This is a genomic window from Zoogloea sp. LCSB751, assembly GCF_002028455.1.
Classification (GTDB): domain Bacteria; phylum Pseudomonadota; class Gammaproteobacteria; order Burkholderiales; family Rhodocyclaceae; genus Zoogloea.
Window position 1 is genome coordinate 269,100 of sequence record NZ_MWUM01000002.1, and the last position, 16,760, is coordinate 285,859.

General features: G+C 62.1%; 18 protein-coding genes. 4 read left to right on the forward strand and 14 right to left on the reverse strand.

Annotation, left to right across the window (positions count from 1 at the left end):
• Positions 1–11: 11 nt before the first annotated feature.
• Entirely contained in the window at positions 12–1,013 is a 1,002-nt protein-coding gene (gene fliG / locus B4920_RS04130) for a flagellar motor switch protein FliG (protein WP_079433345.1), read from the reverse strand.
• Complete coding sequence (gene fliF, locus B4920_RS04135; RefSeq protein ID WP_079433346.1) at positions 997–2,706, reverse strand: flagellar basal-body MS-ring/collar protein FliF; 1,710 nt, start codon at positions 2,704–2,706, stop codon at positions 997–999. Before fliF ends, fliG begins: the two co-directional genes overlap by 17 nt.
• Before the next feature lie 152 nt (positions 2,707–2,858).
• Between fliF and B4920_RS04140 the strand changes: the two genes are divergently transcribed.
• From B4920_RS04140 to fliE, 3 genes are all read left to right on the forward strand, one after another.
• Complete coding sequence (locus B4920_RS04140) at positions 2,859–3,962, forward strand: PAS domain-containing sensor histidine kinase (protein WP_079433347.1); 1,104 nt, start codon at positions 2,859–2,861, stop codon at positions 3,960–3,962.
• A 35-nt stretch (positions 3,963–3,997) separates the two neighbouring features.
• Positions 3,998–5,395: a sigma-54 dependent transcriptional regulator gene (locus B4920_RS04145; RefSeq protein WP_079433348.1), complete on the forward strand. Its 1,398-nt coding sequence runs from the start codon at positions 3,998–4,000 to the stop codon at positions 5,393–5,395.
• Positions 5,396–5,458: 63 nt separating this feature from the next.
• Positions 5,459–5,779 carry a flagellar hook-basal body complex protein FliE gene (fliE, locus tag B4920_RS04150; RefSeq protein ID WP_079433349.1) on the forward strand — a complete coding sequence of 107 codons (321 nt, stop codon included), beginning with the start codon at positions 5,459–5,461 and terminating at the stop codon, positions 5,777–5,779.
• 65 nt (positions 5,780–5,844) lie between these two features.
• Here fliE and B4920_RS04155 read toward each other — a convergent pair whose 3' ends face one another.
• From B4920_RS04155 to clpS, 10 genes are all read right to left on the reverse strand, one after another.
• Complete coding sequence (locus B4920_RS04155; protein WP_079433350.1) at positions 5,845–6,612, reverse strand: flagellar brake protein; 768 nt, start codon at positions 6,610–6,612, stop codon at positions 5,845–5,847.
• A gap of 150 nt (positions 6,613–6,762) precedes the next feature.
• Complete coding sequence (phoU, locus tag B4920_RS04160) at positions 6,763–7,461, reverse strand: phosphate signaling complex protein PhoU (protein WP_079433351.1); 699 nt, start codon at positions 7,459–7,461, stop codon at positions 6,763–6,765.
• Positions 7,462–7,532: 71 nt separating this feature from the next.
• Entirely contained in the window at positions 7,533–8,195 is a 663-nt protein-coding gene (gene rpiA, locus B4920_RS04165; RefSeq protein ID WP_079433352.1) for a ribose-5-phosphate isomerase RpiA, read from the reverse strand.
• A gap of 61 nt (positions 8,196–8,256) precedes the next feature.
• Complete coding sequence (locus tag B4920_RS04170) at positions 8,257–9,114, reverse strand: sulfurtransferase (RefSeq protein ID WP_079433353.1); 858 nt, start codon at positions 9,112–9,114, stop codon at positions 8,257–8,259.
• Positions 9,115–9,140: 26 nt separating this feature from the next.
• The gene (locus B4920_RS04175; protein ID WP_079433354.1) at positions 9,141–9,503 is read right to left on the reverse strand and encodes an STAS/SEC14 domain-containing protein; all 363 of its coding nucleotides are present in this window, start codon (positions 9,501–9,503) and stop codon (positions 9,141–9,143) included.
• A 61-nt stretch (positions 9,504–9,564) separates the two neighbouring features.
• On the reverse strand, positions 9,565–10,428 hold the full coding sequence (locus B4920_RS04180; RefSeq protein ID WP_079433355.1) for a DMT family transporter: 864 nt from the start codon (positions 10,426–10,428) through the stop codon (positions 9,565–9,567).
• A gap of 142 nt (positions 10,429–10,570) precedes the next feature.
• The gene (gene aceA / locus B4920_RS04185) at positions 10,571–11,884 is read right to left on the reverse strand and encodes an isocitrate lyase (RefSeq protein WP_079433356.1); all 1,314 of its coding nucleotides are present in this window, start codon (positions 11,882–11,884) and stop codon (positions 10,571–10,573) included.
• A 308-nt stretch (positions 11,885–12,192) separates the two neighbouring features.
• On the reverse strand, positions 12,193–12,672 hold the full coding sequence (gene rraA, locus B4920_RS04190; RefSeq protein WP_079433357.1) for a ribonuclease E activity regulator RraA: 480 nt from the start codon (positions 12,670–12,672) through the stop codon (positions 12,193–12,195).
• 80 nt (positions 12,673–12,752) lie between these two features.
• Positions 12,753–15,029: an ATP-dependent Clp protease ATP-binding subunit ClpA gene (gene clpA, locus B4920_RS04195; RefSeq protein ID WP_079433358.1), complete on the reverse strand. Its 2,277-nt coding sequence runs from the start codon at positions 15,027–15,029 to the stop codon at positions 12,753–12,755.
• Between the two features lies 1 nt (position 15,030).
• Positions 15,031–15,339, reverse strand: a complete 309-nt coding sequence (clpS, locus tag B4920_RS04200) for an ATP-dependent Clp protease adapter ClpS (RefSeq protein WP_079433359.1) — start codon at positions 15,337–15,339, stop codon at positions 15,031–15,033.
• 391 nt (positions 15,340–15,730) lie between these two features.
• On the opposite strand from clpS, the gene B4920_RS04205 reads away from it, so the two are divergent.
• The gene (locus tag B4920_RS04205) at positions 15,731–15,934 is read left to right on the forward strand and encodes a cold-shock protein (RefSeq protein ID WP_079433360.1); all 204 of its coding nucleotides are present in this window, start codon (positions 15,731–15,733) and stop codon (positions 15,932–15,934) included.
• 372 nt (positions 15,935–16,306) lie between these two features.
• Here the strand turns inward: B4920_RS04205 and rpmG are convergent, their stop codons facing one another.
• Entirely contained in the window at positions 16,307–16,474 is a 168-nt protein-coding gene (rpmG, locus tag B4920_RS04210; protein ID WP_015434855.1) for a 50S ribosomal protein L33, read from the reverse strand.
• A gap of 27 nt (positions 16,475–16,501) precedes the next feature.
• Positions 16,502–16,738 (reverse strand): 50S ribosomal protein L28, encoded by a 237-nt coding sequence (gene rpmB, locus B4920_RS04215; protein ID WP_079433361.1) that lies wholly within the window; start codon positions 16,736–16,738, stop codon positions 16,502–16,504.
• Positions 16,739–16,760 lie beyond the last annotated feature (22 nt).

Here is a 16,760-nt window from a genome sequence, read left to right on the forward strand (position 1 = left end):
GGCCCCCGGGCCTAGACGAAGGCATCGTCGCCTCCGCTGCTGGACAGGGCGATCTGACCCTCTTCCGCCAGGCGGCGGGCGGTCTTGAGAATTTCCTTCTGCTCGGCCTCGACCTCGGACAGGCGTACCGGCCCGCGGGAGTCCAGGTCTTCCCGCAGCATTTCGGCGGCCCGCTGGGACATGTTCTTGAAGATCTTCTCGCGCAGTTCGGGTGGGGCACCCTTCAGGGCAACCACCAGCGAATCGCTCTGAACTTCCCGCAGCAGGGTCTGGATGCCGCGGTCGTCCAGGTCGAGGAGGTTTTCGAAGACGAACATCTCGTCGAGAATCTTCTGGGCCAGGTCCGGGTCGTATTCGCGTACGTTGTCGAGAATGGCGGTTTCCGCCGCCGAACCGACGAAGTTGAGGATTTCGGCCGCGTGGCGGACGCCGCCCATGGCGGTCTTCTTGACTGCCGAGGCGCCCGACAGCATGCGCGTGAGGGCTTCGTTGAGCTCCTTCAGCGCAATCGGCTGGACGCCGTCGAGGGTGGCGATCCGCAGCAGGACGTCGTTGCGCAGACGATCGGTGAAATGCTTGAGGATGTCGCCGGCCTGATCGAACTCCAGGTGCACCAGGATCGTGGCAATGATCTGCGGGTGCTCGTTCTTGATCATGTCGGCCGCGGTGGCGGCATCCATCCACTTCAGGCTCTCGATACCGGCGGTGTCCGAGCCCTGCAGCACGCGGCTGATCAGATGGGTGGCGCGCTCGTCGCCGAGGGCCTTGGTGAGCATCTCCTTGATGTGCTCGTGGTCGGCCTCGATCGGCGAGCCCTTCTCGGCATAGGCGATCAGTTCATCTAGAATGCCCTCGACCCGCTCCCGCGGCTGGGCCTGCATGGAGGCCATGGACGCACCGAGTTTCTGGACCTCCCGTGGACCGAGCAGCTTGAGCACTTCGGCCGCCTCGTCGGCACCGAGGGTCAGTAGGAGCAGGGCACCCTTTTCAAGCCCTTCATCGTTGCTGCTCATTGGCTCCCATCCATTCCTTGATCAGATTGGCGACGACCCGCGGATTTTCCTTGGCGAGGGCCAGCGCCTTGGCCAGTTTCTCTTCATAGGCGAGGCGTGCCGCGGCTTCGGGCGACAGCGCGACGCGGGTGCCTTCCTCTCCTTCTTCGCCTCCCTCGCCCTCGGCGCCTTCCTCACCCTCACCGGGTTCGGTGCCCGCGCCTTCTTCCTCGTCCTTGACTTCCGGCTGCGGCAGCACCTGCTTCATCAGCGGGCGGATGACGCCGAAGGCCACGAAGGCGATCACGCCGGCGATGACCAGGTACTTGGTCAACTCCTTGAACAGGGCGAGGTTGTCCGGATCCTTCCAGAACGGCGTCTCGAGCAGATCCTTGTCGGAGGTGACGAAAGCGCTGCTGGCCACGCTGATGGTGTCGCCCCGGTCCTTGCTGTAGCCGACGGCCTCGCGGACCAGGTTCTCGATGCGCTGGCGCTCTTCTTCGGGGATCGGCACCGATTTGACGTTGCCGTTCTTGTCCTTCTCTTCCTTGTTGTTCACCACCACCGCCACCGACAGGCGCTTGATCTGGCCCAACGCCTTGCGTGTGTGCTGGATGGTCTTGTCTACTTCATAGTTGATCGTGGCGCTCTTGGTGGAGGTCAGCGGTGCCTGGCCGCTGGCGGTGGTCGGCGGCACCGCCGGCGTGGTGACCGGTGCGGTGGCGGGGACCGGCGGCTGGTTGGTCAGTGCGCCCGGCACCCCTTGCGGACCCTGGTCGCGAGTCTGGCTTTCGTTGCTCTGCTGGCTGCGGATGGCCTGTTCCGGCGACGGGTTGGGGCGGTAGGTTTCGGCCGTCTGCTCGGTCTGGTTGAAGTCCACGTCGGCGGACACCTGGGCGCGGAAGTTCCCCTTGCCGTACAGCGGGGTGAGGATCGAGTTTACCCGCTCGATGTAGCCTTCCTCGAGTTCGTGGGTGTATTTGAGCTGGCTGGCGTCGAGGTTGCCACGCAGCGGGTCGGGCTTCTTGGTCAGCAGGGCGCCGTCCTGGTCGATGACGCTGACGTTGTCGTTGGTCAGGTTGGGGACGCTGGAGGCGATCAGGTGCACGATGCCGGCGATCTGCGACGGGTCGAGGGCGCGGCCGGTGTGCAGGTTGACCATCACTGATGCGGTGGGTTTCTGCTCGTCGCGCAGGAAGGCCGTCTGTTTGGGAATGGCCAGATGGACACGGGCGCCGGCAACACTGGCGATGGACGAGATGGTGCGCGACAGCTCGCCCTCGAGCGCGCGCTGGTAGTTGATCTGTTCGTGGAACTGGGACAGGCCGAGCTTCTGGTTCTCCATCAGCTCGAAGCCGACCAGGCCGCCTTTGGGGATGCCCTGGGCGGCCAGACGCAGGCGCAAGTCGTGGACCTGGGTGGCAGGGACGAGGATGGCGTTGCCGTTGTCCGAGAACTTGTAGGGGATGTTTTGCTGCTGGAGGCTGGCTACGACGGCGCCACCGTCCTTCTCGGCAAGGTTGGAGAACAGCACGGAATATTCCGGCTGCCGGCTCCACAGCAGAACGCCGACGATCAACGCAATACCGAACGCCAGCGCAGCGCCGGCGGCGATCTTCTGGCGCTGGGACAGATTGCGGATGTTTTCCAGCACCTGGGCCAGTGGCGAAGCGGGCGGCGGAACTGGAGCGGCGGCGGCGTCTTCTGCTGCCATGGACACACTTCCTCTTATCGGATGCCGCATTGTCCTTCACTAAAGGCATTTTAAGGCAGCGATAAGCGGCGGTTTTTGCCGCCTATTTGCCGCCTTGCCGTGCGCGAGGGAGGCCTAAGCTGCGAAGCGGTGAATTACGCCCCGGATTACTCATGACCTTGCCTGCCACCGATGACCGTCTCGATGCCCGTCAGCTGGCCGAAGCCTTTCGCCAGTTCAGTGAGGCCTCGGAGGCGCTGACCGGTGCCTATGCCGGCCTGCAGACCCAGGTTGGTCAGCTGACCGAGCGCCTCAGCGTGCTGATGGGGGCCTTGCCGGCCGGCGTAGTGGTCCTCGACCGGGAGGGACGGGTGGTGCAGGCCAACCGGGTCGTGGAGGCGATGTTCGCGACTTCGCTGGCCGGTGTCCTGTGGGAAGCGTTTTGCGCCACTCGCCTGATGGCCACCGAGACGCCGGGCGAGTGGCAGCTCGCCTGCGGGACCGACACCCTGCGGGTCACCCGCGTCGATGCCCCCCTGGAGTCCGGTGACGGCCACATCGTTTTGCTGACCGATGTCACCGAGGCCCACCGTATGCGACTGGCCGCCGAACGCCAGGAACGGTTGGCGGCAATGGGTGAAATGGTGGCGGGACTGGCCCACCAGCTGCGTACGCCGCTGTCTGCGGCGCTTCTGTATACCGCCACGATGGTCCAGCAGGAGATGGGGCCGGCCGACCGGGAGCGGATCGGCAACCGGGCCATCGAGCGGCTCCGGCATCTGGAAAAGCTGATCCGCGACATGTTGTTGTTTGCGCGCGGCGAGACTCTGGGGCGCGAGCCCTTCGCCATCTGTGACCTGGTGGCCGAGCTGGCGCAGACGCTGGAGCCGGTGGCCCGCGCCAAGGGACTGGGCTTCGAGCCGGCCTGCGATTGCGGTGCCTCTCAGGTGGTGGGCGACCGCAAGGCTATCGTGGGGGCACTGACCAACCTTCTGGAGAATGCCGTGCAGGCCACCGAGGCGGGCGGGCGTGTCCGCTTCGACGCCGCGCTGGACGGAGGGCTGGTGCGCTTCAGCGTGACCGATACCGGCAAGGGGATCGATCCCGCTCTTCAGTCAAGGCTCTTCGAGCCGTTTTTTACAACTCGACCCGATGGTACGGGATTGGGTCTGGCGATCGCACGGGGAGTGGCTCGTGCCCATGGTGGTGACATCGGCATCCAGTCCGAGCCAGGCCGTGGCACCACCTTCACCCTGACCCTCGCCACAGGCGGCTGACGCCCTGTCGCACCCCAGTTTTAGAGAAAAGTCCAATGCCCGATACCCTGAACATCCTGGTCGTCGAAGATGATGCTCCCCTGCGCGATGCGGTGTGCTTGACGCTGGAAGTCGCCGGTCACAAGGTCACCGGTGTCGGTGACGGGCCGGCTGCGCTGGCCGAAGTGGAGCTGCAGGCCTTCAACCTGGTCTTGTCCGATCTGAAGATGCAACCGATGGATGGCCTGCAGTTGCTGGCCGAACTGCGCCAGCGCCTGCCCCAACTGCCGGTGCTGCTCATGACTGCCTTCGGTGATGTGGGAAAAGCGGTGGATGCGATGCGCGGCGGTGCCTGCGATTTCCTGATGAAGCCCTTCGAGCCCAGGGTGCTGCTGGATCACGTGCAGCGCTACGCGCGGACCCATCAGGAAGAGGGGATGATTGCGGCCGATCCGCATACCCGCAAGCTCCTCGCGCTGGCTGACAAAGTGGCCGAAACCGATGCAACGGTGCTCCTGAACGGTGAGTCGGGAACCGGCAAGGAGGTCTTCGCTCGTTACCTCCACGAACACTCGCCGCGCCGCAACGGCCCTTTTGTGGCCATCAACTGCGCCGCGATTCCCGATTCCCTGCTGGAGGCGACCTTGTTCGGCCACGAGAAGGGGGCCTTCACAGGCGCGGCCACCTCCCAGGCCGGCAAGTTCGAACAGGCCGAGGGCGGCACGCTGCTGCTCGACGAGATTTCCGAGATGCCGCTGGGTTTGCAGGCCAAGCTGCTGCGGGTGCTGCAGGAGCGGGAGGTGGAGCGGGTCGGCGGCAAGAAGGCGATCGCCCTCGATATCCGTGTGTTGGCCACCACCAACCGGGACATGACCAAGGAGGTGGCGGCAGGACGTTTCCGGGAAGACCTGTTCTATCGACTCAATGTCTTTCCGCTGCAGATCCCGTCCCTGCGCGAGCGTCCCGGCGACATCATCCCATTGGCCCGTCACTTTGCGACGATGCACGGTGAGCGCCTGAAGCGCACCGCGCGCCTGTCGCCGGAGGCGGAGTCGGTGCTGGTCACCTATCATTGGCCGGGCAACGTGCGGGAGCTGGAAAACACCGTGCAGCGGGCCTTGATTCTCAGCGGCGGCGAGGCGGTATCTGCGGATACGATCCGCCTGTGTCTTCCGCACTGGAATGGCGAGCCGGTACGTTTGGTGCCGCCCCCTCCCGTTTTGCCGGTGGTCTTTGCCGGTGAAGTGGCAAATTCTGCCGCTGAAATGGCGCCGATGCACAAGGAGGCGCCCCGCCCGGCCAACATGAAGGATCTGGAGCGGGAGCACATCCTGCAGGTGCTCAAGGAGGTGGGTGGGTCGCGCAAGCGAGCCGTGGCGCAGCTCGGCATCTCCGAACGGACCCTGCGTTACAAGCTCCAGCAGTACCGGGAAGAGGGGCTTTTCAGCGACTGAGGTGGGTGCCCGTCGCTTGGCACGTGCTTTGCTCTGCTATAGTGGAGAAAAAGGAGCCGAACCATGGATACCCGCGGGATCGATCAGATGTTGTCGGAGCTGCGCGCCACGTCACAGGTGGCGTCGGGCAAGCCTGCCCAGGCGGCGAGCGCGGCTGGCGAGACGGATTTCGGACAGGTCCTGCAGAGCGCGATCGATCAGGTCAGTTCGGCCCAGATGCAGGCTCAGGAAATGGCCAAGGGCTTCTCGTCCGGTGACCCGAACGTCAATCTTCAGGACGTCATGGTCAATCTGCAGAAGGCCAACCTGTCCTTCCAGCAGATGGTGCAGGTTCGCAACAAGCTGGTCACCGCCTATCAGGACATCATGAACATGTCGGTCTGACAGGGCGTATGGATTGAATGAAAAAAGCCGGCATTGCCGGCTTTTTCGTTTGTGGGGCACGGGCATCAGAGATGTTGGCGTTCCCGCGCGTTGCGTTCCCGTTCGGCTTTCAGGATGTAGCGCTGGATTGTGGATGCCATGTTGCTGGGCAGGTTGATGAACTCACAGCCGGCACGCACGGTGATGCTGCCATCCCGATTGGTGATGCGGAAGACGTTGCGAACCCGCAGGGAGGCGGCAATCGGGCCAATCTCCGGCAGCATCAGGCGGCAGTCATGGAATTCCATGTCGGCGGTAAAGTGTACGCCGTTGGGGGGAATCACGACCGCGAGCCCCCCACCACTGATGTCGAGTACGCTGGCTTCCAGCGAGACCATCTTGTCGCTTTCCGCCTCGCCTACCGGGATCAGGCATGACAGGCCGTGATTGCTCGGTGTGGTCAGGCGGAAGTACTCGCGTCGCTGCAAGCGCAGCAGGACATCGGGTACGGGGACCCGGAAAGCCTCGTGCCCTTCGAAGGGAAAACGTTCTATCTGGCGTGCGGCAAACTGGATCTTGACCTTGTCGAGCTGGGTGACGCAGATCAGCTGTTCGGCCGAGCCCACCCGTTGATTGAGGGCTTCGTCGTTGGTCGAGTCGAGAATCAGGTGGCGTTCATCCGGTGTGATCGCCAGGATGGCGGTCAGGAAGGAGTCCGCGCTGGCGTCGATGAAGGCGCTCAGCATTGCGCGCTTGTGCAGGAGTCCGCGCAGGTTGTAGAGAATGTCTGTCTTCCCGCGCAGCAGATAACGGGAATAGTCGTCAGCCTGCAGGAGTTCGAACTTGAGCGGCATGGTGTCGGTAGGTCCGCAATCGGAAAGTGGACCGATTTTAACAGTCCGCTCCCTTCTCTCCGCGCTGCCGTAAGACTTGTGTTCTGCCGCAAGGCAAGCTGGAGCCCGGGTAGTGATGCCCCGGGCTCGCCTTCGAGGTTCGGCCAGCCCTCAGCGGGTGGCTTCGCGCTCGATCTCTTCGAGGCTGGTGTGGCGGACGTCACGCCCCTTGACCATGTACACCACGTATTCGGCAATGTTCTTGGCGTGATCGCCGATGCGCTCCACCGATTTGGCCACGAACATCAGCTCGATGGCCTGGGAGATGGTGCGCGGATCTTCCATCATGTAGGTGATCAGCTGGCGCATGATGCCCTTGAACTCGGCATCCACTTCCTTGTCCTGGCGCACCACCTGGGCTGCAGCTACGGTGTCGAGGCGCGCGTAGGCATCCAGCGCGGTGCGCAGCATGTCCACCACTGCGTCGGCGATGTGGCCGAGGCGGATCTGTGGCATGAATGAGGAGCCGCCGGTGTGAAGCTGCTTGGCCGTCTTGGCAATCTTCTTGGCCTCGTCGCCAATCCGCTCCAGGTCGGTGATGGTCTTCTGCACAGTGCTGATCATGCGCAGGTCGACGGCCGTCGGCTGGCGCTTGGCGATGACCTGGTTGCAGGCTTCGTCGAGCTCGATTTCCAGGATGTTGACCCGGTTGTCGTTTTCGATCACTTGATCGATCAGCAGCAGATCGCCTTCGGCAAGGCCTTCCATCGCCTTCACGATCTGCAGTTCGACCATGCCCCCCATCTGGAGGACCCGGTTGCGGATTCCTTCCAGCTCGGAATCAAACTTCTTGGAGGTGTGCTCGGTCATGGCAAGTCCTGTGGGTGAAGGCAATGGAAACTGCCGAAGGCTAGCAGGGAAAGATGATCCTTTTGTGTCAATCAGGCTCGCGCGAAGGTTTCCACGCCTTGGGCGGTGGCCAGCAGCAGGATGTCGGCGCCACGTTTGGCGAATAGGCCGCTGGTCACGACACCGACGATGCCGTCGATTGTGGTCTCGAGGGCGGCCGGTTCGCTGATGGCAAGGTCATGCACGTCGAGGATCAGATTGCCGTTGTCGGTGACGAAGCCTTCCCGGACGACCGGCCGACCGCCAAGGCGGGTGAGCTCGCGGGTGACCTGGGCGCGTGCCATTGGAATGACTTCCACCGGTAGCGGGAAGCGTCCGAGCTGGGTGACCCGCTTGGAGGCGTCGCAGATGCAGATGAACTTGTCAGCCACTGCGGCGACGATCTTCTCGCGGGTCTGGGCACCACCGCCACCCTTGATCATGGCGAGGGAGTGGTCGATTTCGTCGGCGCCGTCGATATAGACCGGCAGGGAGGTGACGTCGTTGAGGTCGAGCAGTCGGATGCCGTGGGCAGCCAGGCGGCGTGCCGACGCCTCTGAGGAGGGTACGGCACCGGCGATGCGGTCCTTGAAGGCGGCCAGTCCGTCGATGAAGAAATTGGCTGTCGAGCCGGTGCCGACGCCGACCACTGCGCCTTCGATCACGTAGTCGAGTGCGCGCAGCGCCGCCTGTTGCTTGAGTTCGTCCTGGGTCATGATGTACAGCCGGAAGGCAAAACCATGATTTTAACCGGGCCGGGCCGATTGGATGCCGCGATCAGGCGGGGCCGCTTGCCACCGGCCGGGCCGGATCGGAACACCATTCGCTCCAGGAGCCGGCGTAGAGCCTGGCACCATCGAGGCCGACGGCCTCCATGGCGAGCAGGTTGTGGCAGGCCGTGACACCGGAGCCGCACTGGAGCACCACGTTGTGGGCATCGCCGCCCTTGATGAGGGCGCCGAATTCTTCCTGTAGTTCCGACAGCTGCTTGAAGCTGCCATCGGCGGCAAGGTTGTCCTTGAAGAAGCGGTTGATGGCGCCAGGAATGTGCCCGCCGACCGGATCGAGGGTTTCGTTCTCGCCACGGAAGCGGTCGGGGGCGCGTGCGTCGATGAGCTGCATGTCCGGACTATGCAGATGGTTGAGCACGTAGTCGGCGTCCACCTTCATGGTGTGTTGGAGCCTGACGGTAAAGGCTTGCGCCGTTGGCACCGTCGGGATTGTGGTGCTGAGCGGATGGGACGCGCCGGTCCACGCCTGCAGGCCGCCGTTGAGCACGGCGACGCGGTCGTGCCCGAGCCAGCGCAGCAGCCACCACAGGCGTGCGGCGAACATGCCGCCGACGTCGTCATAGGCGACAACCTGCGTTGCGTCAGAAACCCCGCGGGCGGCCAGCTTGTTGGCGAGCAGCTGCGGGTCCGGCAGCGGGTGGCGACCGTTACGACCTGTACAGGGGCCCGACAGATCTTCTTCCAGGTCGAGGAAGAGGGCGTTGGGCAGATGTCCGTCGGCGTAGGCCTGTTGCCCGAAGGCTGGGTTGCGCAAGTCGAAACGGCAATCGAAGATGCGCCAGGCGGGCGTTGCCGACTCGGCCAGTTCCTGCGGCGTGATGAGCGTCGTGAAAAGCGGTAGCACGGTGGTGGCGTCCTCAGGCGTCCTTGTCAGGCGACCGGCGACGGGATGCCGCTGATCCACGCTTCGGCATCGTCTGCGTCTTCGAATACGCGGACTTCGGCATCTACGAAGATCTGCGACAGCCAGGCGCTCCAGGTGATCCACTGGTCGTCGGTGACGATCGCGATGCGTGCGAAGTCATGGGCATGCGCGCGGGCGAAGCGGAGTTCCTCGAGGGCCATGTCCACGGTGAAGCCGGTCATTTCACGCAGATCGAAAAAGAGGCTGACGGGGCCTTCGAACTGCACCTTGTAATTGACGAGTTCTTCGAATTCCTTGTAGTCGGCCAGGGTAAACTCGCCAAAGACAGTTACGTTGATGCGGCTGTCCTTGTTGTCGGTGGTGATCATCGCCTGCTTCCTTTCTGGGCTGACTGTATGTCGGCAGTGTAGCGCCGGACGGCGTTCCGCTTCAATCGGCTTCCAGGGCGGGGGTTGGCTTGCGGGAGGCCAGGGAGACGAGAACGCCGCTGAAAATGATGATGCTGATGGCCAGCACGGACGTCCAGGGCAGGTGCTCTTGCCATAAGGCGACGCCGAACAAGCTCGAAAAGACCACCGTGCTGTAAGCCAGGTTGGCGGCGACCAGCGTCTTGCCGTAGCGGTAGGCCCGGGTCATGGCGAGCTGGGCGCAACCGCCGAAGCCACCCACACCGAGCAGAATGGCCGCCCCTTCGATTGAAATGGGATGAAGTCCGCCGGCGAATAGCGCCCAGGGCAGACCGAAGAGACTGGTGATCAGGGAGAACCACAGCACCGTGCGGGCTTCCGGTTCGCCGGCACGCCCCAGCTCGCGGACGTTGACATACGCCAGGCTGGCGATCAGCCCAGCTCCCAGGCCGCTCAGCGCCCCAAGCCACTGACTGGGGAGCAGGGTGGGCTTGAGGAGCAGGATCACGCCGAGAAAGCCCAATCCGACGGCGCCGAATAAGGTGGTGCCGACCCGTTCCTTGAACCACAGCGCAAGCAGCACGGCAACAAAGAGCGGTGAGGTGTAGTTGAGGGTGACCGCAGTAGCAAGCGGCAGGATGCCGAGGGCAAAGAAATAGCACATCAGCGCGATGGTGCCGGACAGGCCGCGGGACAGTTGTAGGCGCCAGTGCGGGGTCGCGTAGGACGTGCCTTGCACGCGCAGCACGACCCCCATCATCAGTAGGCCCACGAATCCCCGGTAGAAGACCAGCTCGCCGGTCGAAAACAACGCGGAGCCGAGTTTGACGCACACTCCCATGCACGCGAACAGCAGGCTGGCGACGATCATCCAGAGGGATTGCATGGGGAGTTGGGCTGAAGTAAACCCCAGTATTTTACTGAATGAGTGCAGGCCGGCCTGGCCAAGACGAAAAAACCCCCGGGGCATATGCCCGCAGGGGTCTTCAACCAAGCGTGCCGGCGAGGGATGCCGGCAACCGGATTTCTTAGTGGAACTGTTCTTCTTCGGTGGAACCGGTCAGGGCCTTCACGGAGGAAGAGCCGCCCTGGATCACGGTGGTCACGTCGTCGAAGTAACCGGTACCCACTTCCTGCTGGTGGGACACGAAGGTGTAGCCTTGTTCGCGAGCGGCGAATTCCGGTTCCTGAACCATTTCAACGTAGTGCTTCATGCCTTCGCCGCGAGCGTAAGCGTGGGCGAACTTGAAGGTGTTGTACCAGTTGACGTGGATACCGGCCAGGGTGATGAACTGGTACTTGTAGCCGAGGGCCGACAGTTCTTCCTGGAAGGAGGCGATCTGCGAGTCGTTGAGGTTCTTCTTCCAGTTGAAGGACGGCGAGCAGTTGTAGGACAGCAGCTTGCCCGGGCAGGCGGCCAGCACGGCTTGGGCGAATTCGCGGGCGAAGCCGATGTCGGGCACGCCGGTTTCACACCAGACCAGATCAGCATACGGAGCGTAAGCCACGCCGCGGGAGATGGACTGCTCCAGACCGTTCTTCACGCGGAAGAAGCCTTCCTGGGTACGCTCGCCGGTCAGGAACGGCTTGTCGTTGGCATCGTAGTCGGAGGTGATCAGGTTGGCTGCTTCGGCATCGGTACGAGCCAGGATCAGGGTCGGAACGCCCATGACGTCGGCAGCGAAACGAGCGGAGATCAGCTTCTCGACGGCTTCACGGGTCGGCACGAGCACCTTGCCGCCCATGTGACCACACTTCTTGGCGGCAGCCAGCTGGTCTTCGAAGTGCACACCGGCAGCACCGGCAGCGATCATGTTCTTCATCAGTTCGAAGGCGTTCAGAACGCCACCGAAACCGGCTTCAGCGTCAGCAACGATCGGCAGGAAGTAGTCGATGAAGCCTTCGTCGCCCGGGTTGATGCCACGGGACCACTGGATTTCGTCAGCGCGCTTGAAGGTGTTATTGATGCGGCGAACCATGGTGGGGACGGAGTCGTAGGCGTACAGCGACTGGTCCGGGTACATGGTTTCGGAGGTGTTGCCATCGGCAGCGACTTGCCAGCCGGACAGATACACGGCTTCCAGGCCAGCCTTGGCCTGTTGCATGGCTTGACCGGCGGTGATGGCGCCGAAAGCATTGACGTAGCCCTTCTTGGCGCCGCCGTTCACCTTGTCCCACAGGACCTTGGCGCCGCGCTGGGCCAGGGTGTACTCAGGCTGCAGGCTGCCACGCAGGCGCACGACGTCAGCGGCGGAGTAACCACGCTTGACGCCCTTCCAGCGGGGGTTTTCGGCCCAGTCTTTTTCCAGGGCGGCGATTTGCTGTTCGCGAGTCAGAGACATACGTAATCCTTTTCTAACCAAGTGGGGAGGGGAAGCCGGGGTGCGGAAGTCTGCTCTTGCGGGCTGTGCTTCGCGCTCACTCCTGAGCCGCTTGATCCTGCTGCCGTAGGCTTTGGAGCGCTTCGGAAACGTCGATCAGTGGGAGAAAGTATAGGGATGATCGTGCATGGCAGCAATAGGTCTTATATAAGATATAAGAAATAAATTTATAAATAAAAACAGGAGCTTGAACTCCTGTTTTTATATCGTGAAACCGTGTCGGCGATTGTGAAATGAAGCCTCGCTGCGCTGCGGTTCCTTCTACGGGTTTACAGCAATGGGGTTTCCGACAGGATCACACCGTCTTCGTCGGCGTATAGCCATTGCCCCGGAACGAAGGTTGCGCCGCCGAAAGTGACGGGAATGTCCACGTCGCCGGCACCCTTCTTGATGCTCTTCATCGGGTGAGTGGCCAGCGCGAAGACGCCGATGTCCATGCTGGCGATCGGGCCCGAGTCACGGATGCAGCCATACATGACGACGCCGGCCCAGCCGTTCTTGACGCCCAGCAGGGCGAGCTGATCACCCAGCATTGCACAGCGCAGGGAGCCGCCGGCGTCTACGACGAGCACGTTGCCGTTGCCCGGGGTTTCGAGGGTCGAGCGCACGAGGGCGTTGTCCTCGAAAACCTTCAGGGTGCGGATCGGGCCGGCGAAGCGGGTCTTGCCGCCAAAGCTGCGGAACATCGGGGCGACGGCGCGGACCTTGCCTTCGTTGCCATCGCAGAGGTCGGTAGTCTGGAATTCCATGCTGACTCCATCAGAGCGGTGAAAATAAAACGGGCGGCCTGTCAGCCGCCCGTCATGGGTGCAAAGCGCAGTTGGAAAAACTATACCGTAGCTTCCGCCATTTCCTCGAACACGAGTTTTACCTTGCCGTTCTCGTCCAGGTCGATTGTGACCGTGCCGCCGTTGGCCAGACGACCGAACAACAGCTCGTCGGCCAGTGCGGAGCGGATGGTGTCCTGGATCAGGCGGGCCATCGGACGGGCGCCCATCAGCGGATCGAAACCCTTCTCGCCAAGCCAGTCCCGCAGCTTGTCGGTGAAGTGGGCCTCGACCTTCTTCTCGTGCAGTTGGGCTTCCAGCTGCATCAGGAACTTTTCGACCACGCGGGTGATGATGTCGTGGTCCAGGTTCTTGAAGGAGATGATCGCGTCCAGACGGTTGCGGAACTCCGGTGTGAACAAACGCTTGATGTCGGACATCTCATCACCCTGCTCCCGCTTCGCGGAGAAGCCGATGACCGCCTTCTGCATGGTTTCCGCGCCAGCGTTGGTGGTCATGATGATGATGGTGTTGCGGAAATCCGCTTGGCGCCCGTTGTTGTCGGTCAGTGTGCCGTGATCCATTACCTGCAGCAGGATGTTGTAGATGTCCGGGTGGGCCTTTTCGATCTCGTCGAGCAGCAACACGCAGTGCGGCTTCTTGTTGACCTGCTCGGTGAGCAGGCCGCCCTGGTCGAAACCGACATAGCCCGGCGGAGCGCCGATCAGCCGGGACACCGCGTGGCGTTCCATGTACTCGGACATGTCGAAGCGCACCAGCTCAATGCCCAGCGTATAGGCGAGCTGGCGGGCGACTTCGGTCTTGCCGACGCCGGTCGGGCCGCTGAACAGGAAGGAGCCGATGGGCTTGTGCGGATTGCCGAGTCCAGAGCGGGACATCTTGATGGCCTTGCCGAGGGCTTCGATGGCGGCGTCCTGGCCGAATACGACGTTCTTTAGGTCGCGTTCGAGGGTCTTCAGCGAGGCGCGGTCGTCGTTGGAGACGCTGCGCGGTGGGATGCGGGCGATCTTGGCGACGATTTCCTCGATCTCGGCCTTGCCGATGAGCTTTTTCTGGCGCGACTTGGGCAGGATGCGCTGGGCTGCACCGGCTTCGTCGATGACGTCGATGGCCTTGTCGGGCAGGTGACGGTCATTGATATAGCGGGCCGACAGCTCTGCCGCGCTGGACAATGCTGACGCCGAGTACTTGATGCCATGGTGCTGCTCGAAGCGCGACTTGAGGCCCTTGAGGATCTCCACGGTTTCGGGCACCGAGGGCTCGACCACATCCACTTTCTGGAAACGCCGGGACAGGGCGTGGTCTTTCTCGAAGATCTGCCGGAACTCGGTGTAGGTGGTGGCGCCGATGCATTTGAGCTGCCCCGACGACAGGGCCGGCTTCAGCAGGTTGGATGCATCGAGGGTGCCGCCCGAGGCCGCACCTGCGCCGATCAGCGTGTGGATTTCGTCGATGAACAGAATCGCGTTGGGGTGTTCGACCAGCTGCTTCAACACCGCCTTCAGGCGCTGCTCGAAGTCACCGCGGTACTTGGTGCCAGCCAGCAGGGCGCCCATGTCGAGGGCGTACACCTGGGCATCCGCCAGGATGTCCGGGATGCGCCCTTCGACGATGCGGCGGGCGAGGCCTTCAGCGATGGCCGTCTTGCCGACACCGGCCTCGCCGACCAGCAGCGGGTTGTTCTTGCGACGACGGCACAGGGTCTGGATGACGCGCTCGACTTCCTTTTCGCGGCCGATCAGCGGGTCGATCTTGCCGAGCAAGGCCTGCTGATTGAGGTTCTGCGTGTAGTTGTCGAGGGCGCCGCCGGCACTGGTGCCTTCCTGTTCCTGCTCGCCCTGTTCGGAGTCGCCCGACGGCCGCGAAGGATTGGCGCCTTGTTGCGGTGTTTTGGTGATGCCGTGGGAGATGAAATTCACCACATCCAGGCGGGAGATGTTCTGCCGCTGGAGGAAATACACGGCGTGGGAGTCTTTCTCCCCGAAGATCGCGACCAGCACGTTCGCGCCAGTGACTTCCTTCTTGCCGGAAGACTGGACGTGAAGGATGGCCCGCTGGATGACCCGCTGGAATCCGAGGGTCGGCTGCGTGTCGATATCCTCGGTGCCTTCCACCTTTGGGGTGTGCTCATTGACGAAGTTCGTCAATTCCTTGCGTAGCTCGTCGGTTTTGGCGGCGCAGGCGCGCAGCACTTCGGCGGCTGAAGGGTTGTCGAGGAGCGCAAGCAGGAGGTGCTCCACGGTGATGAACTCATGGCGCTTCTGCCGGGCTTCGACAAAGGCCATGTGCAGACTGACTTCAAGCTCTTGCGCGATCATTTCAGTTTTCCTCCATGACGCAAGCCAGGGGGTGCTGGTTCTGGCGTGCGTACGCGATGACCTGCTCGACCTTGGTGGCTGCGATGTCCCGCGGGAAGACTCCGCACACACCAACGCCCTCTCTGTGCACTTTGAGCATGATCCGCGTGGCTTGTTCGCGGTCCATCCCAAAGAATTTCTGTACCACGGCCACCACGAAATCCATCGGGGTGAAATCGTCGTTAAGGAGCATGACTTTGAACAGCGGTGGCGGCTTGACCCGCGTGACCTCTGTATCCAGTACCGACTCTTCCTGCTTTTTGATGACCATGCGAACCATTCTAAACAACCCCGATGATTGTGCAAGAGCCACCCGGCACGCACATCCAGGGGAACCTGGGGCTGCGCACCGGCCCTTCCGTGGTGCGCTGCAAGAGGGAATTAAGTCGCGGAAAAACAGAGGCTTTGCCCCTTGGAGGAATTAAATGCGACAAATAGGACCCACTCGCCTGCTGTATTGCAACAACCGTGCCGGTTCACAAATGCGTTGACGGCAAGATTCAAGTCACGTAAAAGCAAAACTGTGTTCGCGCCAAGTTTGAAGCGGCGGGTTTTTGCGTCGCGTATTTGAAGATATGCCTTCGAAAGTTCTCGCTTGTCTTGACTCGATTGCACGCTGGATGTCCGGATCGTATTACTGAAATCAAGAAGGAATTTGCAATATGGCAACTGGTACTGTTAAGTGGTTCAACGACGCCAAGGGTTTCGGCTTCATTACGCCGGATGACGGTAGCGAGGACCTGTTCGCCCACTTTTCCGCGATCAACATGAACGGCTTCAAGTCGCTGAAGGAAGGGGAGAAAGTTCAATTCGAAGTCACTCAAGGCCCGAAGGGTAAGCAAGCGTCGAACATCCAGCGCGCTTGATGCTCTCGACCTGCCGGGGTTGATCACCTCGGCGTCGTGACCTGAACCGCCGATGCGCGTCAGTGCATCGGCGGTTCCTTTTTGGGCTTGAGTTTCCTGGCTGAGTTTCTCGCCCTGAGTATGCATGCTAGGGGCAACGGCGTGTGTCGCCTCGGGGCGACGAGTGGGTGGGAGTTAAGTGTTCAAGATGTGATGTCACGCTGTCGGGTGGTGCATGGGCGACAGCACTCCGCACATTTTTGATGCGTATTGTCGGAAATGCGACAGCTGCCGGTGTTGCGAGTGAGGGGGGCGGAAATATGGGCAACAAAAAACCCGCTCAAGGCGGGTTTTTTGAATGTGCAACAAGCGGTAATCGCGTGCCGGAAGCAATTACTTGAGTTTCACTTCCTTGTACGGCACGTGCTTGCGGGCAACGGGGTCGTACTTGTTGAATTCCAGCTTGTTCGGGGTGGTGCGCTTGTTCTTGGACGTGGTGTAGAAGTGCCCGGTCCCAGCGGTGGACTCGAGCTTGATCTTTTCGCGGCCGCCTTTTGCCATTTTGATTTATCTCCTGGTTAAAAAGGCTTAGACCTTTTCGCCGCGAGCGCGCAGCTCGGCGACGACGGCGTCGATGCCCTTCTTGTCAATCGTGCGCAGCGCTGCATTGGATACGCGCAGGCGCACCCAGCGGTTCTCGGCTTCGCTCCAGAACTTGCGGTTTTGCAGGTTCGGCAGGAAGCGGCGCTTGGTCTTGTTGTTTGCGTGGGAAACGTTGTTGCCCACCATCGGTGCTTTTCCGGTCACTTGGCAAACGCGAGCCATTTGTTGCTCCAAACTGGTTTGA

Bases quoted from the DNA above. Each gene is read 5' to 3' on its own strand.
- fliG (WP_079433345.1), bottom strand. From the start codon at position 1,013: ATGAGCAGCAACGATGAAGGGCTTGAAAAGGGTGCCCTGCTCCTACTG.
- fliF (WP_079433346.1), bottom strand. From the start codon at position 2,706: ATGGCAGCAGAAGACGCCGCCGCCGCTCCAGTTCCGCCGCCCGCTTCG.
- B4920_RS04140 (WP_079433347.1), top strand. From the start codon at position 2,859: ATGACCTTGCCTGCCACCGATGACCGTCTCGATGCCCGTCAGCTGGCC.
- B4920_RS04145 (WP_079433348.1), top strand. From the start codon at position 3,998: ATGCCCGATACCCTGAACATCCTGGTCGTCGAAGATGATGCTCCCCTG.
- fliE (WP_079433349.1), top strand. From the start codon at position 5,459: ATGGATACCCGCGGGATCGATCAGATGTTGTCGGAGCTGCGCGCCACG.
- B4920_RS04155 (WP_079433350.1), bottom strand. From the start codon at position 6,612: ATGCCGCTCAAGTTCGAACTCCTGCAGGCTGACGACTATTCCCGTTAT.
- phoU (WP_079433351.1), bottom strand. From the start codon at position 7,461: ATGACCGAGCACACCTCCAAGAAGTTTGATTCCGAGCTGGAAGGAATC.
- rpiA (WP_079433352.1), bottom strand. From the start codon at position 8,195: ATGACCCAGGACGAACTCAAGCAACAGGCGGCGCTGCGCGCACTCGAC.
- B4920_RS04175 (WP_079433354.1), bottom strand. From the start codon at position 9,503: ATGATCACCACCGACAACAAGGACAGCCGCATCAACGTAACTGTCTTT.
- B4920_RS04180 (WP_079433355.1), bottom strand. From the start codon at position 10,428: ATGCAATCCCTCTGGATGATCGTCGCCAGCCTGCTGTTCGCGTGCATG.
- aceA (WP_079433356.1), bottom strand. From the start codon at position 11,884: ATGTCTCTGACTCGCGAACAGCAAATCGCCGCCCTGGAAAAAGACTGG.
- rraA (WP_079433357.1), bottom strand. From the start codon at position 12,672: ATGGAATTCCAGACTACCGACCTCTGCGATGGCAACGAAGGCAAGGTC.
- clpA (WP_079433358.1), bottom strand. From the start codon at position 15,029: ATGATCGCGCAAGAGCTTGAAGTCAGTCTGCACATGGCCTTTGTCGAA.
- clpS (WP_079433359.1), bottom strand. From the start codon at position 15,339: ATGGTCATCAAAAAGCAGGAAGAGTCGGTACTGGATACAGAGGTCACG.
- B4920_RS04205 (WP_079433360.1), top strand. From the start codon at position 15,731: ATGGCAACTGGTACTGTTAAGTGGTTCAACGACGCCAAGGGTTTCGGC.
- rpmG (WP_015434855.1), bottom strand. From the start codon at position 16,474: ATGGCAAAAGGCGGCCGCGAAAAGATCAAGCTCGAGTCCACCGCTGGG.
- rpmB (WP_079433361.1), bottom strand. From the start codon at position 16,738: ATGGCTCGCGTTTGCCAAGTGACCGGAAAAGCACCGATGGTGGGCAAC.